This window comes from Microcoleus sp. FACHB-1515, from assembly GCF_014696105.1.
GTDB lineage: Bacteria > Cyanobacteriota > Cyanobacteriia > Elainellales > Elainellaceae > JAAUTJ01.
Window position 1 is genome coordinate 47,129 of sequence record NZ_JACJPO010000023.1, and the last position, 22,410, is coordinate 69,538.

At 52.0% G+C, this 22,410-nt stretch carries 23 protein-coding genes and 1 pseudogene; 8 read left to right on the forward strand and 16 right to left on the reverse strand.

Translation table 11 applies throughout. From position 1 onward, the window contains the following. The first annotated feature begins 137 nt into the window (after positions 1-137). Together cysT and cysW are read left to right on the forward strand one after the other, a co-directional pair. A complete protein-coding gene (gene cysT / locus H6F67_RS08245; protein ID WP_190765192.1) occupies positions 138-980 on the forward strand; it encodes a sulfate ABC transporter permease subunit CysT in 843 nt (280 codons plus the stop codon). Beyond that, positions 973-1,836: a sulfate ABC transporter permease subunit CysW gene (gene cysW / locus H6F67_RS08250; RefSeq protein WP_190765194.1), complete on the forward strand. Its 864-nt coding sequence runs from the start codon at positions 973-975 to the stop codon at positions 1,834-1,836. The genes cysT and cysW overlap by 8 nt, the downstream gene beginning before the upstream one ends. Positions 1,837-2,097: 261 nt before the next feature. Here the strand turns inward: cysW and H6F67_RS08255 are convergent, their stop codons facing one another. From H6F67_RS08255 to H6F67_RS08265, 3 genes are all read right to left on the reverse strand, one after another. Next, positions 2,098-2,754, reverse strand: a complete 657-nt coding sequence (locus H6F67_RS08255) for a lipoprotein (protein WP_190765196.1) — start codon at positions 2,752-2,754, stop codon at positions 2,098-2,100. Between the two features lie 199 nt (positions 2,755-2,953). Further along, complete coding sequence (gene lysS, locus H6F67_RS08260; RefSeq protein ID WP_190765198.1) at positions 2,954-4,495, reverse strand: lysine--tRNA ligase; 1,542 nt, start codon at positions 4,493-4,495, stop codon at positions 2,954-2,956. 82 nt (positions 4,496-4,577) lie between these two features. Then, on the reverse strand, positions 4,578-5,384 hold the full coding sequence (locus H6F67_RS08265) for an ABC transporter permease (protein WP_313926786.1): 807 nt from the start codon (positions 5,382-5,384) through the stop codon (positions 4,578-4,580). 201 nt (positions 5,385-5,585) lie between these two features. Between H6F67_RS08265 and H6F67_RS08270 the strand changes: the two genes are divergently transcribed. Beyond that, a complete protein-coding gene (locus H6F67_RS08270; protein ID WP_190765200.1) occupies positions 5,586-6,152 on the forward strand; it encodes a DUF3172 domain-containing protein in 567 nt (188 codons plus the stop codon). Between the two features lie 167 nt (positions 6,153-6,319). Here H6F67_RS08270 and H6F67_RS08275 read toward each other — a convergent pair whose 3' ends face one another. The 6 genes from H6F67_RS08275 to H6F67_RS08300 all read right to left on the reverse strand — a co-directional run bounded on the left by H6F67_RS08275 (position 6,320) and on the right by H6F67_RS08300 (position 11,747). After that, positions 6,320-7,336 (reverse strand): TOBE-like domain-containing protein, encoded by a 1,017-nt coding sequence (locus H6F67_RS08275; RefSeq protein WP_190765202.1) that lies wholly within the window; start codon positions 7,334-7,336, stop codon positions 6,320-6,322. A 147-nt stretch (positions 7,337-7,483) separates the two neighbouring features. Next, complete coding sequence (locus H6F67_RS08280) at positions 7,484-8,191, reverse strand: HAD family hydrolase (protein ID WP_199304305.1); 708 nt, start codon at positions 8,189-8,191, stop codon at positions 7,484-7,486. Between the two features lie 45 nt (positions 8,192-8,236). Further along, on the reverse strand, positions 8,237-9,424 hold the full coding sequence (locus tag H6F67_RS08285) for an NAD(P)/FAD-dependent oxidoreductase (protein WP_190765204.1): 1,188 nt from the start codon (positions 9,422-9,424) through the stop codon (positions 8,237-8,239). Positions 9,425-9,501: 77 nt separating this feature from the next. Continuing rightward, entirely contained in the window at positions 9,502-9,939 is a 438-nt protein-coding gene (locus H6F67_RS08290) for a hypothetical protein (RefSeq protein ID WP_190765206.1), read from the reverse strand. A 173-nt stretch (positions 9,940-10,112) separates the two neighbouring features. Then, on the reverse strand, positions 10,113-10,907 hold the full coding sequence (locus H6F67_RS08295) for a histidine kinase (protein ID WP_190765208.1): 795 nt from the start codon (positions 10,905-10,907) through the stop codon (positions 10,113-10,115). A 294-nt stretch (positions 10,908-11,201) separates the two neighbouring features. After that, on the reverse strand, positions 11,202-11,747 hold the full coding sequence (locus tag H6F67_RS08300; RefSeq protein WP_190765210.1) for a rhodanese-like domain-containing protein: 546 nt from the start codon (positions 11,745-11,747) through the stop codon (positions 11,202-11,204). A gap of 125 nt (positions 11,748-11,872) precedes the next feature. Here H6F67_RS08300 and mutL point away from each other — a divergent pair, with 125 nt between their 5' ends. After that, on the forward strand, positions 11,873-13,549 hold the full coding sequence (gene mutL, locus H6F67_RS08305) for a DNA mismatch repair endonuclease MutL (protein ID WP_190765212.1): 1,677 nt from the start codon (positions 11,873-11,875) through the stop codon (positions 13,547-13,549). An 80-nt stretch (positions 13,550-13,629) separates the two neighbouring features. On the opposite strand, the gene H6F67_RS08310 is transcribed toward mutL, so the two are convergent. After that, positions 13,630-15,621 (reverse strand): calcium-binding protein, encoded by a 1,992-nt coding sequence (locus H6F67_RS08310; protein WP_190765214.1) that lies wholly within the window; start codon positions 15,619-15,621, stop codon positions 13,630-13,632. 295 nt (positions 15,622-15,916) lie between these two features. Beyond that, complete coding sequence (gene psb28 / locus H6F67_RS08315) at positions 15,917-16,288, reverse strand: photosystem II reaction center protein Psb28 (protein WP_190765216.1); 372 nt, start codon at positions 16,286-16,288, stop codon at positions 15,917-15,919. Positions 16,289-16,399: 111 nt separating this feature from the next. Here psb28 and H6F67_RS08320 point away from each other — a divergent pair, with 111 nt between their 5' ends. Continuing rightward, positions 16,400-16,882, forward strand: a complete 483-nt coding sequence (locus H6F67_RS08320) for a sterol desaturase family protein (RefSeq protein WP_190765218.1) — start codon at positions 16,400-16,402, stop codon at positions 16,880-16,882. 57 nt (positions 16,883-16,939) lie between these two features. Beyond that, positions 16,940-17,392, forward strand: coding sequence for a VOC family protein (locus H6F67_RS08325; RefSeq protein WP_190765220.1), 453 nt, complete (start codon positions 16,940-16,942; stop codon positions 17,390-17,392). On the opposite strand, the gene H6F67_RS08330 is transcribed toward H6F67_RS08325, so the two are convergent. The 5 genes from H6F67_RS08330 to H6F67_RS08350 all read right to left on the reverse strand — a co-directional run bounded on the left by H6F67_RS08330 (position 17,382) and on the right by H6F67_RS08350 (position 20,492). Next, on the reverse strand, positions 17,382-17,831 hold the full coding sequence (locus H6F67_RS08330; protein WP_190765222.1) for an HNH endonuclease: 450 nt from the start codon (positions 17,829-17,831) through the stop codon (positions 17,382-17,384). The two genes, H6F67_RS08325 and H6F67_RS08330, sit on opposite strands and share 11 nt — an antisense overlap. 6 nt (positions 17,832-17,837) lie before the next feature. Then, on the reverse strand, positions 17,838-18,230 hold the full coding sequence (locus H6F67_RS08335; RefSeq protein WP_190765224.1) for a hypothetical protein: 393 nt from the start codon (positions 18,228-18,230) through the stop codon (positions 17,838-17,840). A 4-nt stretch (positions 18,231-18,234) separates the two neighbouring features. After that, positions 18,235-18,819 carry a hypothetical protein gene (locus tag H6F67_RS08340; protein WP_190765226.1) on the reverse strand — a complete coding sequence of 195 codons (585 nt, stop codon included), beginning with the start codon at positions 18,817-18,819 and terminating at the stop codon, positions 18,235-18,237. A gap of 108 nt (positions 18,820-18,927) precedes the next feature. Next, positions 18,928-19,545, reverse strand: coding sequence for a triacylglycerol lipase (locus H6F67_RS08345; RefSeq protein WP_190765228.1), 618 nt, complete (start codon positions 19,543-19,545; stop codon positions 18,928-18,930). A gap of 239 nt (positions 19,546-19,784) precedes the next feature. Further along, a complete protein-coding gene (locus H6F67_RS08350; protein WP_190765230.1) occupies positions 19,785-20,492 on the reverse strand; it encodes a class I SAM-dependent methyltransferase in 708 nt (235 codons plus the stop codon). Between the two features lie 102 nt (positions 20,493-20,594). Here H6F67_RS08350 and H6F67_RS08355 point away from each other — a divergent pair, with 102 nt between their 5' ends. Both H6F67_RS08355 and H6F67_RS08360 read left to right on the forward strand, forming a co-directional pair. Further along, positions 20,595-22,088 carry an MBOAT family protein gene (locus H6F67_RS08355; RefSeq protein ID WP_190765232.1) on the forward strand — a complete coding sequence of 498 codons (1,494 nt, stop codon included), beginning with the start codon at positions 20,595-20,597 and terminating at the stop codon, positions 22,086-22,088. 215 nt (positions 22,089-22,303) lie between these two features. After that, a pseudogene (locus H6F67_RS08360) lies at positions 22,304-22,410 on the forward strand (photosystem II q(b) protein); the annotation flags it as partial.

The following is a 22,410-nucleotide window of genomic DNA, read 5'->3' on the forward strand; positions in this document are numbered from 1 at the left end:
TTGAGGAGGTGAGGATCGAGTGTCAGCGATCGCGATAAGCTGTTGGCTGATTGCCGATTCTTGATCCTCGTTCCCTCAACAATCAATAAACCCCCACTCCCTACCGCTGCTGCCGACACCCAACACCCGAACTCCCTATGGCTGTTTCCTCCCTTCCCACTGCTCGATCGCGCCGCCGCCGACCTTGGCTTGGATCTTGGCCTTGGCGAATCACGATCGTTTACATGAGTCTGTTGCTGCTGTTGCCATTTGCGGCATTGCTCCTCAAGTCGGCTACGGTTTCGCCTGCTGAGTTTTGGCGAATTGCAACTCAGCCAGTGGCGCTATCTAGCTATGAAGTGACGTTTGTGACCGCTTTGGTTGCTGCCCTGGTGAATGGCGTGTTTGGTCTGCTGATCGCTTGGGTGCTGGTGCGCTATGACTTTCCGCTGAAGCGATTTATTGATGCGGCGATCGATCTGCCGTTTGCCCTCCCGACTGCCGTAGCCGGAATCACGCTGGCAACGGTGTACAGCGAAAATGGCTGGATTGGGTCGCTGCTGGCTCCGTTTGGCATCAGGGTGGCGTTTACGCGCTTGGGCGTGGGACTCGCGATGCTGTTTATCACGCTGCCGTTTGTGGTGCGATCGGTTCAGCCTGTCTTGCAGGAAATGGAAAAAGAAATCGAGGAAGCGTCTTGGAGCTTGGGCGCTTCGGAATTTCAAACCTTTTGGCGCGTTGTCTTGCCGCCCTTGATGCCTGCCCTGCTGACCGGAGTGGCATTGGGCTTTGCCAGAGCGGTTGGCGAATTTGGATCAATTGTGATTGTGGCGGCAAATGTGCCGTTTCGAGATTTGATTTCTGCGGTTTTGATTTTTCAGCGGCTAGAGCAGTTTGACTATGCGGGCGCAACCGTGATTGGAACGGTTTTGCTGGTTTTGTCGCTGCTGGTTTTGCTGGTGATTAACCTGTTGCAAGCTTGGGGAAAACGCTATGAGTAGTTCGATCGCATCGGTTCCACAATCGGCGGCGACTCCAAAGGCGCGATCGATTCGCTGGTCAAAATGGGCACTGATCGGTGTGGCGCTGCTGTATTTGCTGCTGATTTTATTTATTCCGACTGTGAATGTGTTTGTGCAGGCGTTTAATCGCGGCGTTGGGCCGTTTCTGCACAACTTGAGCGAGCGCAGCTTTGTTCATGCCGCCAAGCTGACGCTGATTATTGCTTTAATCGTCGTGCCGCTAAACACGATTTTTGGCTTGTGTGCCGCCTGGGTGATTGCCCGCAATCGCTTTCGCGGACGCACACTGCTGATCAGTTTGCTGGATGTGCCGTTTGCGGTGTCTCCGGTTGTGGCGGGCTTGATGATTATTTTGCTGTATGGTCGGGTGGGTTGGTTTGGGCCATTTTTGCGATCGATCGATGTCCAGATTGTGTTTGCCACGCCTGCGATGGTGCTGGCGAGTGCGTTCATCAGCTTGCCGTTTGTGGCGCGGGAAGTAATTCCCGTCTTGGAAGAAGCCGGAACCGATCAGGAAGAAGCGGCTCGCATTTTGGGTGCAAGTGACTGGCAAACCTTTTGGCGGGTAACGCTGCCAAATATCCGCTGGGGCTTGCTGTATGGCGTGATTCTGACGAACGCTCGCGTCATGGGCGAATTTGGCGCGGTTTCAGTTGTTTCGGGCAATATTGCCGGAAAAACGCAAACCCTGCCGCTGTTTGTCGAAGAAGCCTACAAGCAGTATGAAACGCAGGCTGCTTTCTCGGCTGCCGTCTTGCTGGCGCTGCTGGCCGTTGTGACGCTGATCTTTAAGACGATTTTGGAGAACAAAACGCGCATTAAAGAGGTCGAGTAAGCGGTTGATTGCGCGATCGAACTGCGATCGAACCCTGCGATCGCAGTTTTTTTATTGCACCAATTTAGCTGAACCAGGACTGACGCAATGGCAGCCGAAAATGAATTTCCAAAGCTCAAGCCCCAAAACGGAATGAGAATGCCAACCCATTTCAATGGGTTTGAGCTTTTAGCCGGAATTTGAGTTCAGCGCATTGATCCCGGTGAATCAAAGCGATCGCCTTGATTTGAGAGAGGCGATCGCTGAGGAAGGCAAGTTGGTTTACTGCTGTTTGACGCGGTAGGTGCCGACGATCGCTTCGGCATCGTCGTTGTAGTCGTTGTAGGGCTTATCAACAGCAAACAGATTCAAGATGAAAATCGTGTCGCCACGCTGCTCAATGAAGCTGATCGCGTCGAGATCGCGGCCTTCTTTGTCGCGGCCTATCCAGTCCACGCGGACGCTGCCGTCGGGCTGAAGCTGCGTATCCTGCCAGGATACTTGCTCAAGGCGGTCTTCATAGCCCTGCTTGAGGGCGTCTTCAAGCTGTTGGGTAGACAGCCGTTTGCCTTCAGCCGAGCCATATTCCACCACGCCGCCAAAGCCGCCATCGCTTGATGAAAACGTCAAAGTGCTGTCGGTTTCGCGATAGGTGTAGCCTGCTGGAAACGAAATCTCAAACAAGCCTTGTGGCTGACGATAGGTTTGGCCGTTGCCTGCATTGGCAGGAGCCGAAGCTTGCGGACTGGGCGTGGATGCTGCTTCATCATCTGGAAGCGGAACGGGGGCACTCGGCGACGCTCCTGAGGTTGGGCTTTCGGCAGGCGCAGAAGCAGCAGGTGAAGGTGCAGTCGAATTATTGGCAACGTTGGTTCTGCCGCAAGCAGCGAGCATCAAAGTTGCGGTGACAAGTAAAGCAAAGCGAAATGAATTTTTCATCAGACTCAAAAAGAGTGGACAACCTAAAAGTTGCTTACTGGAATTTCGATCGAAACCCGGATTCAGCATTCCCATCAGAAAGGATTCGTCCCCTATCCTAACCATGAGGATTTAGAGAGCGTCTGAAATCTTTAGGTTTTGTTGCCCAATGAACTTCAGGCGATCGCCCGCCCGTTTCGCACGTCAACCCTTGATCCGATCAATCTTGTCCGATTTCTGCATCGGGCTTTTCCGGTTTCAGCAAGGGGAACGCGATCGCATCGCGAATGCTGGCGGAATCGGTCAGCAGCATCACCAGTCGATCGATCCCCATGCCCATGCCCATCGTCGGCGGCAGTCCGTACTCCAGAGCAGTCAGAAAATCTTCATCGACGCCTTGCGCTTCAAGATCTCCCGCTGCTTTGCGGGCGGCTTGCGCTTCAAATCGCGCTCGCTGGTCGATCGGATCGGTCAACTCCGAGTAGCCGTTGGCCGTTTCGCGTCCGACGATGTAAAGCTCAAAGCGTTCGACCAGTCCGGGCTGCGATCGATGCGGCTTTGCCAAAGGTGAAATTTCGATCGGATAGTCGATCACAAACGTCGGCTGAATCAGCGTTTCTTCCACCTTTTGCTCAAACGCTGAGGCCAGCAAGCGACCAGCGGAAAAAGCGCCCGTCACGTCTTTTTCGATCGCCACGCCCGCCGTCTCAAGCTGCTCCATCAGTTCCGGCGTCACGGCCTGACCGAGATGCGGCGTGAAGTCAATTCCGGTTGCTTCTTGAACCAGTTCGATCATCGTCGCTCTGCGCCAAGGCGCGGTGAGATCGATCGCACTGCCCTGATACGAAATTTGCAGCGACTCAAGAACGGCGTGTGCCGCTTCGAGAATTAGCGTTTCGGTCAAGGCCATCATGTCGAAATAATCGCCATACGCCTGATAAACCTCGATGCTGGTAAATTCTGGATTGTGGCGGGTCGAAACGCCCTCGTTGCGAAAAATCCGACCCAGTTCATACACTTTCTCAAAACCGCCGACGACAAGCCGCTTCAGGTGCAGTTCAGTGGCGATGCGGAGATACAGTTGCAGATCCAGCGTATTGTGGTGCGTGATGAACGGGCGGGCATCTGCGCCTCCCGCTTCTGATTGCAAAACGGGCGTTTCAATTTCGATGAAGCCTTGGCGATCGAGACACCGCCGAATCGCGCTGGTAATCAGCGCCCGCCGCCGAAACGTTTCGCGTGCTTCAGGATTCACAATCAAATCTACATAGCGCTGGCGATAGCGCTTCTCCACGTCCGTCAGCCCGTGCCATTTGTCCGGCAACGGCAAGAGCGACTTGGTGAGAATCTGATACTGCGCGACGTTGACCGACAGTTCGCCTTTTTCCGTGCGGCGAATCGTGCCTTTTGCGCCAAAAATATCACCCACATCCGTAAGCTGCTTCAGGTGGCCGAAAGCGTCAGGATCGATCGCGCTCATGCCATCTTGCACTTTCTGCTTGTCCAGATAAAGCTGAATCGTTCCAGTTTCGTCTTGCAGCGTGAAGAATGCGAGCTTGCCGAAGACGCGCCGCGCCATGATTCGGCCTGCGATCGACACTTCGCCTTCCACTTCTTCACCCGCAGGCAAATCGGCATATTTTGCTTGCAGCTCAGCCGCATGATGCGTAATTTCCCAGCGGTACGTGTAGGGATTGAAGCCAAGTTCGCGAAGCTGAGCAGCTTTTTCAAGGCGAGTAGCGCGGAGATCGTCAGAAGGCATGGGAGTGTGTGTAATTCGTCATTCGTCATTCGGAGTTCGGAAGTCAAAATTTAGGATTGCGAACTCCGAATTCTCTAATACCTTAGTCTTGCTGATTTGAAAATTGACGAGCGCCGATCGCACCCAGCACGATCGCAACGATCAGCAAAATTGGAATGCTGTACCAGGGAAATTCGCTCAACGGCTGGAAGACCGCAGCGCGAAGGCCGATGCTGGTGTAGGTGAGCGGCAGGAGGTAGACGATCGCTTTTAAAGCAGCAGGCAGCGTCGCGGGGTCGAAGAACGTTGCGCCTAAAAAAGACATGGGCACAATCAAAAAGTTGTTGAGCAGGCCGACGCCTTCGAGCGATTTGACGTTCAGTCCGACAATGACGCCCAGTCCAGAGAAAACGGCGCAGTTGAGGATGAGCAGCAGCAGAAATAGCGGACTCACGAACGTCCACTGGCGCGTGACAATCAAGGCAAGGATAATGACTGCGCCCGATGTCATCAGGCCGCGCACCATGCCAGCGAGCATTTTGCCGAGGAACAGGGCGATCGGATGCACGGGCAGCAGCAAAATTTCTTCAAACGTTTTGCTATAAAGGCGTTCGCCGCAAATGGAAAAGGTCGTGCCGCCAAAGCAAATGGTCATTGAAGACAAGGCGACCATGCCCGGCAGAATGAACTGCAAGTAGCTTGCGCCCGCAGTCGGACGCATGACTGAGTCGAGCGCACTGCCGAGACCCAGTCCAAAGGCAACAATATAAATAATCGGGGAGATGAGGCCGGAGGCGATCACCTGCGGCAGACGAACGCGCAAATCGAGCCAGTCGCCCCAGAAAACCGTGAGGCTGTCGGATAGGATGTTCCGGGCGATCGATCGCTTGAAGCGGCGGTTAAAACTGATCGACGGTTGAATAGAGGGCGCAGCCACAATAAAACGCAACTCAACAATTTCTTTATTGTTGCATTTTCGATCGATTCATTTAAGAATTGCAAATTAATTCTTCTAGCCTGCAATGCTGAGGTAAAACCTGACGTTCTTTCCTCCAGGTTCTACACTGGAAGAACGAAGCTGGATAACCTTGACTGCGTATCTTTAGAGCTTATGAGACGTAAACCGCCCGCTCGAACCTCTTCCCGCGATCGCGACCTTGACTATCGCGAACCGCCCGCACCCAAAACTGGCCTTGCCGCCACGCTCAATGCTGGCACAATGGCAATTTTGGCCGCTGTGCTGATGATCGGCATTGGCATCGGCATGTCGCTCAGTACGGTAGCGAGCAACACAACGGGAAATATTGCGTCGCGTGAAGCGATCGATCGCAGTGCTCCAAATGCAGAACTGTGTGTGCAGTACGGTGCCAGTGCGATCACGATGGACATGCGGGCATTTGTGACACTCAACCCGTTTAACGTGTATGTGTCGCAGCCTTCAATGCAGCCCGGATGTGTCTTACGCAGCAATAACTGGGCAATTTTGGAGCGACCGAACCTCGTCACCGATCAGCAGGTGCGCGAATGTCGGCAGCGGATGAACACCTTTGGCTACACGGGCGACATCAACGACAAATCGGCTGCACCCAAGATCGACTGCATCTATCAGAATGATGCGGCGCGTAACCTGTTCCCGCAACTGGGCAACGGCGAACTGCCTGAAACCGATCGCTTCTAGTCACAAATTGCGAATCTTCAAAGCAGCTCTACTCTAATTATTTCTGGGCTGGCTCGATCGCCAACCGCTTAGAAAGTGTTTTAACAGCTTTGCTTCGCTCCAATCCTCATTAATGAGAATTGGAGCGAAACAAGACGGCAACAAAGCGATCAGAATTCAAACATGCCCTAGATCGAGTAGTACAGCGGAAATGCTTTCGCCTCCTTTGGCTTCACGTAGACGCGCTGCTGAGGAGCAAGATTAAGTTCGTCGTAGCGATCGCGAGTCAAATGTGCGGTCACAACTTGCCCGTCGTCGAGCGTCAGTTCTGCTTGAATTTCCCAGCCGAGGTGAATCAAGCGGCTGACGCGAGCGGGAACCGTTGTGCCGTTTGGGTGAATATCCACCAGCACGTCTTGCGGACGCAGAAAAACGTTTGGGTGAGCCGACTCGAAGCCGTTCCCTTGAAAGATGTGGGAGTCACTGGGCAGCACGTTGACCGGGCCAATGAAGCTCATCACAAAAGCGCTGGCCGGATTGTCGTAGATTTCAGCAGGCGTGCCGATTTGCTCAACTCGGCCTTTGTTCATCACCACGATTTCGTCTGCAACTTCCATCGCTTCTTCCTGGTCGTGCGTCACAAATACCGTTGTGACGTGAACTTCGTCATGCAGGCGACGCAGCCAAGCGCGAAGATCTTTGCGGACTTTGGCATCAAGTGCGCCAAACGGCTCATCGAGCAGCAACACTTTCGGCTCGACGGCCAAAGCGCGAGCGAGGGCGACCCGTTGCCGCTGTCCACCAGAAAGCTGCGAGGGATAGCGATCGCCCATGCCGCCAAGCTGCACCAGTTCCAGCAGTTCTTCGACTCTAGCCTTGACGCGATTTTTCGGCGTTTTGCGAATCTCCATGCCGAACGCAATGTTCTTGCGAACGGTCAAATGCTTGAACAGGGCATAGTGCTGAAACACAAAGCCAATGTTGCGGTCTTGGACGCTGTCGTGGGTGGCATCTTTGCCCGTCAGCAAAATTCGACCTGTATCGGGCATTTCCAATCCGGCAATCAAGCGCAACAGCGTTGATTTTCCTGATCCGGATGGCCCCAGCAGGGCAACGAGCGAACCCGTTTTAATTTCTAGATCAACCTGGTCAACGGCCTGGAAGCTACCGAAATGCTTGGAAACGTTTTCAACAACAATGCCCACTGAAGTGAACCTCTAGCTAGTGATGCGATCGAACCCGACGCCGCTGGACTGAATCTACAGTTTGCAGGTGGGATTACTGTGGATCTATATTACATTGACGATGCGATCGGCTGAAGACCCAGCCTCAGTATAGGCTTCTGCCATGCCTCAACGAACAGGAGTTTGCGAAGCAGGCGTTGCCTCTCGCTGAAGCAAAATCGATCGCAGCCCCACTGCTTTCGCGCCTTCATAGTCTTCTCTGAGACTATCACCGATATGCCATGCCGCTTCCGGAGCGCAATCGTGTTTCGCCAAGGCCGTTTCAAACATTTTTGCGTCAGGTTTCGCGGCTCCCACCTCTGTTGAAATGGTCACCGAGGAAAAATATTCCGACAGGTGGAGTGCCGTCAAAACCGCATACAGACGTGAATCAAAATTCGAGATGATGCCAAGCTCGATATTTTGCTGTCGCCAATGGCTCAGCGCGGCATAGATATCCGGGTAGACAAACCAAGGTGCAGCCGTCGTGAAGTGGTCATACAAAATGGCAAAGAACGCCTCGAAATCTTTGAACTGGCTGTAAACTCCGGCCTGCTGAAAGGTTTGCGCGGCGATCGCCCACCACCAGGCATATTCGCGATCGGGCACATCGGCAGGTGAAACGCCCGGAAACGCCATTGCCGGAGCGCCCCGAAAGCTTTCCAAAAACGTGCGATCGAGAATAGCTGGATTCACCATGACGCCAAACTGCTGCGCGAGATCGCTATACACCTGTCCAACGCTGCCCCGCACGCCAAACAGCGTCCCGACGGCATCGAGAAAAATCACCTGAGGTTGCGATATCGTTCCCTCTGCGCTGCGCGATCGATCTGCCATTCATGCCACTAACGCCACAGCAGCGATTATCGCAGAAGTGCGAGTTCAAGAGGCAAGCAGTTTGCGAATCGGCTGTGCAAGCCAGTTGAGGCCGACCTTAAGCTGATGGTCAAATGTCGGCATCCGATACAGATAGGCTAACCGCCGCGCTACATACGCCAACTGCCCGTCGAGCTTGATTCCCAAGCCGCTGAACGTCGCGTCATCTGTGCCCAGCGTCATCATTTCGCCAAGATACTGATAGCGGAACGGCAGTAAAGGTCGATCGCTCAAGCTCGCCCAAACGTTCCAGCCGCAGTATTCCGCTTGCTGAAACGCCGCTTGCGCTGTGCCAGGAACAAGTTGACCGTCGGCATCTCGACATTCGGCCAAATCGCCGATCGCAAAAATGTCCAGCGCATCCACCGCTTGCAGCGTCGGTGTCACAACCACCTGTCCCCGCCGATTGTGCTTCAGCGGCAAATCTTGAACGACCTGAGCGACCTTCGTGCCGATAGTCCACAGCACGATGTCAACAGGAATTGTATCGATCTGACCTTTGTAGGAAAGTGAGATGGTGTCAGGCGCGATCGCATCGACTTCAGTTTCAAGATCGATCCAGACTTTGCGATCGTTGAGCGCTTCCATTGCTGCCTCACGGTTGAAGTCGGCGGAAGTCGCTAGAATTTTGTCGCTTTTTTCGATGATGCGGAATCTGCCCCGACTGCCGAGTCGATCGGCCAGCTTGCAGGCCAATTCTACGCCACTGTAGCCTGCCCCGACGATCGCCACGCGAATTTTGTCTTTGTCCGACTGCTCAAGCTGGCGCAAGCGTTCCTGCAAGCGATAGGCATCTTCCAAGGTGCGAAACGGAATCGCAAATTCTTCGGCTCCGGGCACAATTTCGAGGGGTGCTTCGCCGCCCAAAGCGAGGACGAGGCGATCGAACTCCAGCGTGGTTCCGGCTTCAAGCTGGACGCGCTTTCCCTCGACATCAATGCTCGACACCGCAGACTGAACAAACCGAATCCGCGTATCCGCCAGCAGTTCACCATAGGGCGGCGCAATTTCCCAGGTTTGCAGTTCGCCCGTCAGCAGTTCATACAGCAGCGGCGAGAATAAGAAGCGATCGCGCTGATCGACCAAAACGATTTCCGGCGTTTGGCTCCAAGGAAGTTCGTTCAGCCGCAAAGCCGTGTAGAGGCCACCAAAGCCTCCACCAAGAATGACAATTCGAGCGGGTTGTTGAGTCATATCTAGTCGATCGCGCTTTCCTCCAGGATAGCCGTTCTACTCAGCGGCAGTGGATGTTGGGTTGCGCCAAAACCGAATTAGGGTCGGTAACTTTCTTGGTAGTTATAGCGAACATTTCCGGTGGGGCGATCGAACACGGCATAGGCCGTCACTGAAAACGGCAGCGCGTCAAACGAGGTGCTGGGAAATGGATAGGTTCCTGGCGGCAGTCGCCGCGTGAATTGTTGCTGGGGTCGTCCGCCGTCAACGCTGCCATAGAGCGAGTAGGTCAGCGTGCCGCCGCGAACAATCAGTCGTCCAGAACTGCTAGATGCTGAAACGCCAGGTGCAAGGGTGAATTTAATCACATCTTTGCGATCGGAGCGACCAATCACACCGCTGGCACGAATCGAAGTTTGCGTCGAAAAACTCGTAAACGTTCCCAGGTCGCGAGCAGTGGCAAAGCTGTTATCGCGATTGCTAAAGCTGCGCGATCGCAGGTTTACAGCGGTGCGATCGATTTGAGATTGACGCATCAGTTACCCTATTGTGAAATCGATTTCAAGCATGATGATAAAGCTTGCGGTGCTTCGATTGCAAACTGTATTTATTTTGAATTTCTATAGAGTTTCTGTGGGCTTATAGTCACGCTTAAACAAAATGCTGCCTCGATTGAGGCAGCATTACTTAAGATTAACCCAGCGTTAATCTACTTCTTCCGCTCGTTGAGTTTTTCTTGAAACAGATCGGTTGCGATCGACAAAGCTTCTTTCAGCAGTTGACGAACGCGCCGTTCTTTTTGGGCGATCGCGGTTCCGGCTTCACCTAGTTTCGCATCCAGTTCTGCACTCTTTTGGCGAACTTGTTCAGCCGCCGCTTCGCCCTGGGGACGCGCTTTCACGTACCAGTCTTTTGCCGTATCAAGATGCTGATTGACTTCTTCAAAGCGTTCGCCATAGCGGGCAGCAAGATTGGCTTGCAAAATCGAAAGTTGGGCTTGAAGCTGGGCGTAGCGCTTTCTCAAAACAGAATCCTCATCAGTGTTTTTGAACGCATCTTTTAGCTCATTAAGAATCGATTCGATCGACGATCGCGACGAAGCTGGCGTTTCTTTTGTCGTGTCTTCAATGCCGTCAAGTGCCGCATGAATTTCAGTTTCCAATGCTTGTTCGTCGGAATCAATTTGTGACTGAAGCTGACGGACTTCTTCTTGATTTTTGGCGATCGATTCGCGCCGAGCATTGCTGATGCCGCTCACCACACCTTGAATCGCTGCGGTAATTTCTTCCTGGCTTTCTTTGCCGCGCTCTTGTACTTCTTCAACAACAGTGGAAACGGCATCTTTGACGATCGTGCGAATTTCGCCCGACCCGCCTTTGAATTCGCTGATTGCTGCCGACACTGCTGCCTGGACAATTTCGCGAATCCGATCCGATCGCAATTTTCCTTCTTCTTTCGCTCGCTTCAAATCACTCGATAGCTGTTCTTTCATGGATTCAGGCATCACTTTCTCCTGATGAACTGCATGAATAAAATTAAAGTAATCTGCTAGTTCTTACTTTAATCATGCATTAGACAAGATCGATCATGACCTGTCTTTTGGCAGATCACAGGATGCGGGTTTCCACACTTAAACCGATCGCCACAGTTCGGTTACAAATTTTTTGATTCAAAGAGTGCATTCGATCGCTGCAACTTTCCTTTCACAGCAGGCGAATTTCCAGCAATAAAAAATACCAAGAAGTGCAATTCAAGCTGACTTCTTGGTATGTGAACTTAGAGAGAGGGAAAAGTCAAATTACTTCATCGACTTTTGCTTGTCGGTGTCTTCTTTGTATTCCTTCAAGCGATCGAAGACGTTGTAAGCGCCAGCCGAAAGTTCTTCGCCTGCGGTGCTGGTTCCTTCGATCGAACCGTGAATATCTTCAAATGCATACAGGCCGCCTTTGAGTTCCGAAACGCGAGTAAAGCCAGCGCTGCGAAGCATTTGAGCCGCTTCCGCAGTTTGAGCATCATTTTCGCCATAAACGTAGATGTCGCGATTCGATTCCAAGCTGGATTTAGCGCGATCGACCAGTCCTGACAGTTCCATCGATTGAGCGCCCATGATGTGCCGTGCGTTGAAAGCTTCGCGATCGCGTACATCCAAAATGGTCAGCGCAGGTTCGCCCCAGTCCAAGCGCGATTTCAGTTCATGAGCGGTCGATTGCGTGTGAAATCCGGGCGGCTGCGGCGTCACATTTGGCATGTCTTTCTTCGCCTGCACAATGCCCTGCTCCAACTTATCTTGAGCCTTTTCAATTTTGTCGTTTGCGTTCTCGAAATTCTCTTTGATATCAGCCATTGTTGAAATACCTCTGTATAACCAATTTCTGTTAGAAAATGTAGCAGTCGCTTCAAGTCGATTCATCTTTCCACAGGGAGAATCAGCCCGCCACGAATATCCAACTCCTGACCTAGACTGAAGTTATGGCAAGCATTCAACCCTTACCGAAAGAGGTCATTCATCTAATTGCAGCAGGGGAAGTAATTGATTCTCTTGCGGCTGTCGTGCGTGAACTGGTCGAGAACGCGATCGATGCCCAAGCCACTCGAATTTCGATCGCCCTTTGGCCGGAACAGTGGCGTGTCCGCGTCAGCGACAACGGCTGCGGCATGAGCTTGACCGACCTGAAACAAGCCGCAACCGCCCACAGCACCAGCAAAATTTCCTCCAGTCGCGATTTGTGGTGCATCCACAGCCTCGGCTTTCGCGGCGAAGCGCTACACAGCTTGGCGCAACTGGCAGACCTGGAAATTTGCAGTCGTGCCGCAGATGAACCGGATGGCTATCAGATCAGCTACGACCATCAAGGACACGCTGAGACAATTGCCCCGATCGCGATCGCAGCCGGATCGATCGTCACCGTTTCCAATCTGTTTGCCACATTGCCAACGCGCAGACAGGGCGTTCTTCCCGCTCAACAGTGGCGCAGCGTTCAAACAATGATTCAAAATTTAGCGCTGTGTCATCCGCAAATCACCTGGCAGATCGAGCAGAACGATCGGCCTTGGCTTTCGCTTTGGGCAGGCGGCACCGCCAAGCAAATTTTGCCGCAGCTTTTGCGCGAAGTGCAGCCGACCGATCTTGGCGAATATACGCAAAGCATCACCGTTGATGGCGAGTATTCCACCGCTGCCACTGCTTCGCTCTATGTCCTCGCCGGACTGCCCGATCGCTGTCATCGCCACCGTCCCGACTGGATTCGCATCGCCGTGAATGGCCGCATGGTACGTCTGCCGGAATTAGAGCAAGCTGTTTTCAGTGCGTTTCGGCGGACGCTGCCTCGCGATCGCCATCCCGTCTGTCTTTTGCATCTCCGCACTCAGCCCGACCAGATCGACTGGAATCGCCATCCCGCCAAAGCCGAAATTTTTCTGCATCACCTCAGCGCGTGGCAAACTGCGGCGAAGAGCGCGATCGAGCAAACCCTGAGCAGTGCCCTTTTGCCCGATGCGGCTCACGTCGAGCGGGTGACGGGCGTGATCAAAGCGGCAGAAGCCGGAGGAGTGTATGGATCGTCGCGATCGATCCCAGAACCCGAACCGGAACCGGAGAAACCACTGATTGAACTTAAGGCGATCGCTCAGGTTCACGGCATGTATGTCTTGGTCGAACATCCCACCGGAATGTGGCTAATCGAGCAGCACATCGCCCACGAGCGGATTTTGTATGAGCAACTGTGCGACAGATGGGAGATTGTGCCGCTCGAACCACCGATGATTCTTGAACAGCTATCGCCGCTTCAGCGCGAACAGCTACAGCGGGTTGGCCTGGAAGTTGAGCCGTTTGGCGATCGACTCTGGGCAGTGCGATCGGCTCCGGCTGTTTTGAGCGGGCGATCGGACTGTGCCGATGCGCTGCTGGAACTCAGTCAAGGCGGCGATCTGGAATCTGCGCTGGTTGCAACTGCCTGTCGTACCGCAATTCGCAATGGCATCTCACTCACACCGGAAGCGATGCAAACTCTGGTTGACCAGTGGCAGCAAACGCGCCATCCGCACACCTGTCCACACGGTCGCCCGATCTATCTCTCACTGGAAGAATCGAGCCTGTCAAAATTCTTTCGCCGCCATTGGGTGATCGGCAAAAGTCACGGAATCTAGATTCAAGGGAGCGATCGCACCACAAAAAAGCAGAGCCAGAAATTTTCTAGCCCTGCTTCACGATTGAGTGAAATTGCCGTTTATGCGATCACCACAAAGTTAGCTTGCGAGAGTTGCGGCGCTCCTGTAACGGTTGCAAACTGCGTACCCGTTCCTGCTCCTGCTCGGTCTGCGTTGTAGAACAAAGCGCCACTTTGCGAATTGTAAACAATCACTGCGCTGCTGCTTGCAACCCCAGTATCGCTGCCAACACTTGCAAAGTCCCCACTGCCAATTAACTCAATGCCAAGCTGCGGTACAGGTTGAGTAGCTCCGAGTGCAGTAAAGGTCGCCTTGCTCAGAACGATGACATCGCTAAGCAGGGGATTTTGATTCTGTGTGAAGTCGCTGATGGTATCCACTCCCAAATCGGCGCTGTTGAAGGCGCGACCACCCACAACCGTTGATCCGAGGATCAGGCCGCTCGCAAAGATGAAGCGATCGCCGCCAGCACCGCCTGTCAGCGCGTCGTTGCCAAAGCCACCCAGCAGGTTGTCATTCCCGTCACCGCCGAGCAGCGTATCGGCTGCACCCGTCGTAGCAGGCTGCGGTTGCAACGAAACTGGGTCAAAAGCGATGTCTCCAATTAGCGTATCGTCCCCTTCGTTGCCAGTGAGCGTGTTGCTGCCCACATTGCCTGCGATCGTGTTGTCTAGGTTGTTGCCCGTTGCGTTGACATTGGCAGTACCAAGGACGCCCACTGTTTCAACATTGTCAAAATCGGCGATGCTGACACTGGTTAGCGACCCCACCGTGTCATTTCCCGCACCTACTTCTTCAGAAACAATATCGCCAGCATCAATCAGGTAAATATCATTGCCTGCGCCACCTGCGAGATTATCCACCTGTGCATCTGCACCGCCATTCGGTTCCAACAAACCAGAACCACCAACCAAAAGGTCGTTGCCTGCGCCGCCTGAAAGCTCATCGGCTCCGGCTCCACCAAACAGTCGATCGTTGCCCGCGCCGCCGTTGAGAACGTCATCGCCCGCATTGCCACCGATTTCATCATTGCCCTCACCACCATCGATCGTGTTTTCGCTGGCGTTGCCTTCAATATCGTTGTTTAGCGCGTTGCCGATGATGTTGATTTCAAGAGAAGCGTCGTCAGCGAACGTATCTTCAACGTTGGCTGCCATCGTCAACGTCAAATCAACGTAGCCTGTCGCAACAATTAGATCCCTATCCTCGTTTGCAGCTTCAATCACCACATCAGTTTCATCATTGATGCGGTAGATATCGTCACCCGTGCCGCCAACCAGCGTATCTGTTCCCAGTCCGCCGTCCAGGTCGTCGTTGCCGCCTCTGCCTTCGATGCGGTTGTTGGCATCGTTGCCGCCAAACAAGTTGTCGAGGTCGTTGCCTGTGCCGTTGATCGCTGCCGTGCCAATCAGCCTCAGCGTTTCCACATTCGCGCCGATCGTATAGCTAATGGTCGATCGAACGCGATCGAACCCTTCGTTTGCGGCTTCCACGATCACATCGCTAATGCTATCGACAAAGTAGGTATCGTCGCCTACGCCGCCCTTGAGAGTATCGTTGCCAATGCCGCCGTCCAGCGAGTCATTGCCAACGAGTCCGACCAGTTCATCATCGCCTGCACCGCCAATCAGCGTGTCGTTGCCATCGTCACCTTCGATCAGGTTGTTCAAGATGTTGCCCACTCCCACTAAATCCGCAGTTCCAGCAAGCAGCAGGTTTTCGACATTGTTGCCCAAGGTGTAGCTGATAGTGGAAACGACGCTATCTTGACGGCCTTGGCTGCCGCCTTCAATGACGCGATCGCCTGCCGAGTTCACTACATAAATGTCATTGCCCGCGCCGCCGAGCATTTGGTCGTCGCCTGCCCCACCGTCTAGCGTGTCGTTGCCCGTGCCGCCATTCAGGATGTCGTTGCCTCCCAGCCCTTGTAGGGTATCGTTTCCACCAAAACCCAAGATGCGATCGCGACCATTGGTTCCTCGAAGGCGGTTGTTGCGATTGTTGCCACGAATTTGTCTGATCCGACGGTTGACTCTACGACGAAGTGACATATAGAACTTTTCCTAGCTGAAATCGAAAGATTCGGTCTCAGTCTAGGGGTACAAATCTTACGAAAAGTTCAGCAAAACTACGCAAATAGTTCGGTAAATGTATTGAAGGATACGGAGATTACAGTAGACCTGAAATAATAGCGACGAAAGAATAGTCTGTACCGATCGCGAAGCTTAGGATCGCGGATGGATAAAAACCTGGTTTTTGTTCTTTGAAAGCGCGGCAAAATTGCACTTTCAAAGAATAAGTCTTGGATTTGATTCAATTTCCGATTCTTAGGGAACCGTATCGCCCCTACTTTTTCTCACCGTATTCCATGCCGTTCGCCTCAGCGTAGCGCTGCATAAACCGCATCAGGCGTTCCCAGTGATCTTCGCGATCGATCTCCAATTTGCACTCAACCCGCTTCAGTTCGTCCCCTTCGTCGCCGCCGAAAATGAACTGGACGGAAGACGGCTCGATGCTGATTGCCCCTTCGCTGTCGGTGAGCTTGAGCGCATTGGCAAATCGCTTCGTGTAGCTGTTGAAGCGATCGATCGCCCGCAGTCGCTCAAACGTGAACAGCACAATTCGCATTCCGGTCGCTCGATTGCGACGGAGGCTGACACCGCTGAGGTCTTCAGGCAGACCTTCAAAAAATTCGATCGAGGGGATTACGGCTGTCATGAAACGCGCTAAATATTAAGAGTAGTGTACCGGGGATAGCTTCCGTCCGGCACAATTGCTGAAAAATCACGGTCTACGATCGGTGTGAATCGGAGTTAGGAGCGATCGAATATGGTGGGAGTTGGCTGCTTTATTGGTGCCTTTGTGTTTGCAAGTTTGGTCGAATATTGGCTGCATCGTCTGATGCACGCTTCGCCCAAAGTGGGAGCGCGGCATCGCGATCATCATCGCCGCAACGAAGCGCAAGGCGTTTTGTGGGAATTTCGCGATTATGTCGTCGGCAGCGGGATCGCCATGCTTGCCGTATTTTTGTTTTCGGTTGAAGGCGGCATCGGCTGGCTGCTGGGTGCGATCGTCTATGCGGCGTTTTCGGCCTACGCGCATCAGCTTCAGCACGAAAATCCGCGCAAAGTTTTTTGGATGAAAATGCCTGTCCACTATGTCCACCACAAATATGGCATGTGGAATCACAATTTTGGGCTGGCGGTGGACTGGTGGGATCACGTTTTCGGCACGTATAAGTCGGTCGAGTGGCTGACGGAAGAAGAATTGCAGCGTCCCGATCGCGGCTATCTCGAATTGCGCTGGTGGTAGCGTTCTCAAAATTCAATTTTGCGTTAAAAGGAGAGTAGTCAATCACTCTCCTTTTTTATGCAGCCGACAATCTTTCACCTTGCCTTTCCCGTTGCCGACATTGCCCGCACCAAAGCATTTTATGCAGATGGATTGGGCTGCGCGATCGGACGTGAAAATACTAATTCTCTCATTCTCAATTTAGGCGGACATCAGCTTGTCGCCCATGTCACCTATGAACCGCTAACGCCCCAAAAAGGCATCTATCCACGTCATTTTGGCTTAGTGTTTACGGATGAATCAGATTGGGAGGAACTGCGCGATCGCGCCCTCGAACATCATCTTAAATTTCATCAACAGCCCAAAAATCGCTTTGTCGGTACACCGCTGGAACACCGAACGTTCTTCCTAGAAGACCCGTTCCACAATTTGATGGAATTTAAGTTTTATCGTTATGCTTCTGCAATTTTTGGCGAAGCTGACTTCACGCAAATTGGCGATGGCAATGTTCCCGTACCTGCTAATTCTTGAGCGCTTCAAGTAGCAATTTGGGTCGTGCCGATCGCACATTTAGATACAAACTTGGGTAATTCACGAAGATGTACTGCTCATATTCATACCAGTGCATTTCGCCTTTTTCCTTGTTGCAGGTGAGACAAATCACCCATAGGTTCTTGAAGTTCATCGACAGCCAGGGATATTGCGATCGCGGCAGTTTGTGATCGATCGATCTCCCACCTCTTTGCGAGAAATGCTCGTCACAAATTGGACAGTGCCAATCCGAATTGTCCTTCACCCATTCTCGGCTTTCTTCAGTTGTGCCGCATTCGCCATCGCCGTTTACATATCGCCAGCGATCGAACTTTCGGTAGTTCTCAAAATCCTGTTCAGTCAGCTTGTGATAGCGACGATTGCCAATTTTGTTAGCAAGCTGAAATAGTTCGTCGAGTTCTTTATCTTGATAGCTCATAGACGGTTAGCGCGATCGAGTTTTCCTACGGTTGCTAAAATCAATAATTTCAACTTCAGTATCGGGGAACTGTCGATCGATCGCTTCCTCAATTTCACTGACTTCTTTATCAAGCTTTTGATTGTATTCTTCGATTTCTTCAGGTGTCAGATATTTGTTACCAATGCGATCGGCTTCAAGAAACAGTTCATCGAGTTCTAGATCGGCGTACTGGTAGCGATCGAGCAGTTCCTCAATCTTTTGATAAAGCCGAATGACCTGATCCCAACCTGTATTCTTATAGCCTTCTGCTTTAAGCTGCTTTTGGTCTGGCTTGTGGAGCTTCAGACGATTTTGCGAGTTAGCACGTTGAACTTCGCGATAGCTCAGACCGTTAAATTGTCGTTTTTGGCGTGGCATCGCGTCAGCCCTGTGTAGATTTAAAGAGTTTGATCAGTGCCTTGCGAATCTCGCTATCTTCAAGCTGAAGCATTTTCTTGAGATTGATGGTTAGCTTCAAGCGAATTTCATCGATGATGTTTTTGAGCGCTTTATTTTCTTTTTTCAATTCGTCGTTGACTTCGACCAATTCTTCTTTTTCAGAAGCGAGTTTTTTGGCTTTTGTTTCCAAACTGTCGTTTCTACTCAATAGAGTTTGAATTTCAAGTTCAAGCTGTTGTTGTTCGAGTTCAAGTTGACGCTTGCGGCTTTCTAGAGCGACTGTGGAAGTTTCAATTTGGGCGATCGACTCCTCCAACTCTTGATATTCAACCTTCAGCTTTTCTAGCTTCTTTTCCGCCTGACTTCGCAGTCCACCATAGTAGGCATTATTGCGTCCCAAACTGAAATTCTTTTGAGCGAAAGACTGTACTAGTTTCACCGCGCTTGGATCAGTCGCCAGCCATTCCAGCACTCGTTCACAGTCGGCTTTATCAAGGTCTTGACTGATATTTTTGTTAATGCCGTATTTTTCTTTTAAGGCAGTTTGCAGATCGTTTTTGGACACCATTGCTAATTTCAGGAAAATGAAGGGATTTGGCTGCTTTGAATCTTGCACCTTAATCCCCTAGTGTGGCACTTCCGCCGGATGCCATCAAGCCACTTCTACAAAAGTTCTTCAATTTGTAAAGGCGATCGCCTGCAACGGTTCCGCCAAGGCAGCAGCGATCGCCTGCAAGCTGCGCGAATCCGTCACCATCCAGGCGTGACCGGAGACAGGAATCTGTACGCATTTTCCAACGGGCATCTGTGAGCTGGCGGCAGGCACAATCATCAGATCGAGCGGCGTCCAGATTGACGTGAAATTGAGGCGATCGAGCATCTCCGCATCGCGATTCAGATCAGCCAGAAACAAGCTGCCGCGCCGCATCTGTGAAGCACCGATGTTTGGGCGGAAATAAGCTGTCCAAGTGCCGTGATGTGGAGATGCGATCGTAATAAAGCGATCGACGCGATCAATCCCGCCCAACCGCTGCACATAATATCTTCCAATGATGCCGCCCATGCTGAAGCCAACTAGATCGATTTTTTGATCGGGAGCAAAGGTGCGATCGACAAAATCTGCGACCTGTTGCGCCAATCGATCAAGGCCAATATCGCCGTTATTAGGCTTTAGATCAAGACTATAAACTTGCCAGCCATGCAAATACAAATAGGGAGCCATTTTGTGAAAAATCGCTGCCGTATCGTCGATGCCGTGAATTAAAACAACCGGATTGCGATTGCCAGCTTGCATAGGCTTCATCAACGCAACATCACCAATGTACTGAATTCTGCTTGACTGCCGCATAAAATGTTCTGCCGATCCATCTCCTTTGTTCTAGATCGGTTGGGCGATCGCTGGCAAAGGGATCAGAGCAGTTTGCAAATCGTCCCTAGAGGTATCAGCACAGTAGTCATCGAAAAATGAGTGAAATTTGGCTTCGATCGCTTACAACCGCTTTTTCAAACTTTTTACAAGACATTTACTGCTTCTCAGCTAGCTTTGATGCACAAATATTCGGCATAAGTTGCAGCGATGTAATTTGCTTCTATAATTTCAAATCCTGCTCTAATTAGCATTTCTTCAATAATCCAGCTAAATGTGCTGTGTTCTTCGAGTATGTGTGCTTCAAAATCCTTTGTTGTCCAGCCTTGACCTTCCGGCTTTGCAACTTCTTGAATCCATTCATCAATTGCAGATTCATAGGTTGCAGGTGGAAACGAGAAAATAACATCTCGCAAATAAAGCGTTCCATTGGGCTTTAGCATATCGATCATTCGCTGAAAAGCGATCATTTTCCAGAAATCTGGCAGAATGTGAAGCGCATTTTTGGTTACAACAAAATCAGCCAATTCGCCTTGATGCTGATAGCTTAAAAAGCCAGCTTGATGAAATTTGAGATCGATCGCTCCTACCCCTTTCGCTTTACTACGCGCGTAAGTAAGCATCGGTTGCGAAATATCAACCGCATGAACCGAAGCACCAGCTAGTGCAGCTTGAATTGCAAAATTCCCTGTGCCTGCTCCTAAGTCAATGACAGTGTGCCGTTCAGTAATTCCCAATCGATCGACCAGCACCCGCTCTTTTTCAGGCGAACTTATCGATTGATTTCGATCGTAAACTTCAACTTGTTTCGCATCTTCAAAATCAACCCCAGCCATTCCAGATTCATCAAAATACCAGGCAGGAAAAGAAGTCATTGGCTTGAAATTGTAAAAATTACTCGCAGCCGCAGCACAACCGCATAACATAGTGTATCCTCATGGCGCTGGCTTGCTTTTGAACTGCGCTTTTTAACTGCAATGACGCTGCTCTCGATCGTTTACGGCTTATTTCTGCTGAGTGTGTTGGGCTTGTATTGGGCGATCGAAAGCCAATCGCTCCGGCTGTGGATATTGGCGATCGCCAGCTTGATTTTCTACAGTTCGCTGCAAGTCGAATACATCCCTTTGCTGCTGGCAATGATTTGGGTGACGTTTCGCTTGGGTCAAGCCCTCAACACGCCGATCGACTGGCGAATCGGCAACGACGCTTGGCAGTTTGCCCAGCAAGATTGGAACCGTCGCCGCCTCTGGCTGTTGAGCTTTGGCATTATGGCGAACGTTCTGCTGCTGCTGGGCTTCAAATATGTGCCGTTTCTGCTGGAATCGATTGGGGAACTGCTGAAACTGCCGCAGCTTCAAACGCAGGCGACTTGGGTGAGCGATCGCCTGATTGCCCCACTGGGAATTAGCTTTTTCTGCTTCGAGTGCATTGCGTATCTGATTGATGTCTACCGAGGTGCGCCCGCCACCGAAAGCCTGCTGAAATTCTCGGCCTACAAGCTGTTTTTTCCCAAATTGATTTCTGGTCCCATCACCCGCTTTCACCCGTTCGCCGCGCAACTCTCCAACCTCAAATTTCCCGCCTCACCTCAAATTGCCGAAGCACTCTGGCTGATTGCCGTCGGTGCGGTGAAAAAGCTGCTGATTGCTGACCATTTGGGAACAGCGGTGAATTTGATCTATGGCAATGTCGATCGCGCTGGCAGCGGAGATCTGTGGATCGCAGCGATCGCCTATGGCTTCCAGCTTTACCTCGACTTCAGTGGCTACGTCGATGTTGCTCGCGGAAGCGCCCTGCTGCTTGGCTTTGCCCTCCCCCAAAATTTCGACTTTCCCTACTTCAGCACCAGCATCGCGGACTTCTGGCGACGCTGGCACATGACGCTGGGTGACTGGCTCCGCAACTATCTTTACTTTCCCTTGGGTGGTTCACGTCGCGGACTGTTTCGCACCTGCCTAAATCTGCTGATCGTCATGCTGATCGCCGGAATTTGGCACGGCGCAGCTTGGGGATTTGTCGTCTGGGGCGCAGTACACGGCTTCGCGCTCATCCTGCATCGCCTCACGGATGCGATTTCAAGCCGCTGGAAACTGCTGCAAATCTGGTGGGATAGCCTACCCGGAACCCTCCTGGCTTGGATGCTGACTCAGGCATTTGTGTTCACTGCCTGGATTAGCTTTCGCCTGCCGAGCTTGCAAGACACGCTGCTGGTACTGCAACGCCTATGGGGTCACGCAGCGGATGTGCAGTTTGCCCAGAAAGTTTATGTTGAAACGCTGCGGGTCGATCGCCTCCAGTTTGCCGCCCTGCTGGGTCTGCTTGTTTTGGGAATGGGCGCAAGCTACCTGGTGCATCGCGTCAAACTTAAGCTCAACTGGCCGCTCAAGCTTCTCCTTGTCCCACTGTGCCTGTTTGCCGCATGGCTGCTGGCTCCCAATCAGAGTCAGCCATACATTTACTTTGATTTCTAAAGCGTGAGAGCAATTGTTACGGCCTAAATCAAATTCCTCGGTTTGACTCGCCTTTTCTGCACCCTTAGAGGGAGTTTGGTCGAGAAATCTAAATTTTCTGTTAAAAAACTTCACATTGCCCTTGAAAAACTCAGGAGATGTCAATAGGATATGAAGTAAGCAACTCTTCGGGGTTGCCCATCCATACCAATCATTGTGACAACGGCTCTAATACCATGACAACCACCTTACAGCGGCGCGAAAGCGCCACGATGTGGGAGCGGTTCTGCCAGTGGGTGACCAGCACCGAGAACCGCCTGTACGTGGGCTGGTTCGGCGTGCT

Bases quoted from the DNA above. Each gene is read 5' to 3' on its own strand.
- cysT (WP_190765192.1), top strand. From the start codon at position 138: ATGGCTGTTTCCTCCCTTCCCACTGCTCGATCGCGCCGCCGCCGACCT.
- cysW (WP_190765194.1), top strand. From the start codon at position 973: ATGAGTAGTTCGATCGCATCGGTTCCACAATCGGCGGCGACTCCAAAG.
- H6F67_RS08255 (WP_190765196.1), bottom strand. From the start codon at position 2,754: ATGAAAAATTCATTTCGCTTTGCTTTACTTGTCACCGCAACTTTGATG.
- lysS (WP_190765198.1), bottom strand. From the start codon at position 4,495: ATGCCTTCTGACGATCTCCGCGCTACTCGCCTTGAAAAAGCTGCTCAG.
- H6F67_RS08270 (WP_190765200.1), top strand. From the start codon at position 5,586: ATGAGACGTAAACCGCCCGCTCGAACCTCTTCCCGCGATCGCGACCTT.
- H6F67_RS08280 (WP_199304305.1), bottom strand. From the start codon at position 8,191: ATGGCAGATCGATCGCGCAGCGCAGAGGGAACGATATCGCAACCTCAG.
- H6F67_RS08285 (WP_190765204.1), bottom strand. From the start codon at position 9,424: ATGACTCAACAACCCGCTCGAATTGTCATTCTTGGTGGAGGCTTTGGT.
- H6F67_RS08290 (WP_190765206.1), bottom strand. From the start codon at position 9,939: ATGCGTCAATCTCAAATCGATCGCACCGCTGTAAACCTGCGATCGCGC.
- H6F67_RS08295 (WP_190765208.1), bottom strand. From the start codon at position 10,907: ATGCCTGAATCCATGAAAGAACAGCTATCGAGTGATTTGAAGCGAGCG.
- H6F67_RS08300 (WP_190765210.1), bottom strand. From the start codon at position 11,747: ATGGCTGATATCAAAGAGAATTTCGAGAACGCAAACGACAAAATTGAA.
- mutL (WP_190765212.1), top strand. From the start codon at position 11,873: ATGGCAAGCATTCAACCCTTACCGAAAGAGGTCATTCATCTAATTGCA.
- H6F67_RS08310 (WP_190765214.1), bottom strand. From the start codon at position 15,621: ATGTCACTTCGTCGTAGAGTCAACCGTCGGATCAGACAAATTCGTGGC.
- psb28 (WP_190765216.1), bottom strand. From the start codon at position 16,288: ATGACAGCCGTAATCCCCTCGATCGAATTTTTTGAAGGTCTGCCTGAA.
- H6F67_RS08320 (WP_190765218.1), top strand. From the start codon at position 16,400: ATGGTGGGAGTTGGCTGCTTTATTGGTGCCTTTGTGTTTGCAAGTTTG.
- H6F67_RS08325 (WP_190765220.1), top strand. From the start codon at position 16,940: ATGCAGCCGACAATCTTTCACCTTGCCTTTCCCGTTGCCGACATTGCC.
- H6F67_RS08330 (WP_190765222.1), bottom strand. From the start codon at position 17,831: ATGAGCTATCAAGATAAAGAACTCGACGAACTATTTCAGCTTGCTAAC.
- H6F67_RS08335 (WP_190765224.1), bottom strand. From the start codon at position 18,230: ATGCCACGCCAAAAACGACAATTTAACGGTCTGAGCTATCGCGAAGTT.
- H6F67_RS08340 (WP_190765226.1), bottom strand. From the start codon at position 18,819: ATGGTGTCCAAAAACGATCTGCAAACTGCCTTAAAAGAAAAATACGGC.
- H6F67_RS08345 (WP_190765228.1), bottom strand. From the start codon at position 19,545: ATGCAAGCTGGCAATCGCAATCCGGTTGTTTTAATTCACGGCATCGAC.
- H6F67_RS08350 (WP_190765230.1), bottom strand. From the start codon at position 20,492: ATGACTTCTTTTCCTGCCTGGTATTTTGATGAATCTGGAATGGCTGGG.
- H6F67_RS08355 (WP_190765232.1), top strand. From the start codon at position 20,595: ATGACGCTGCTCTCGATCGTTTACGGCTTATTTCTGCTGAGTGTGTTG.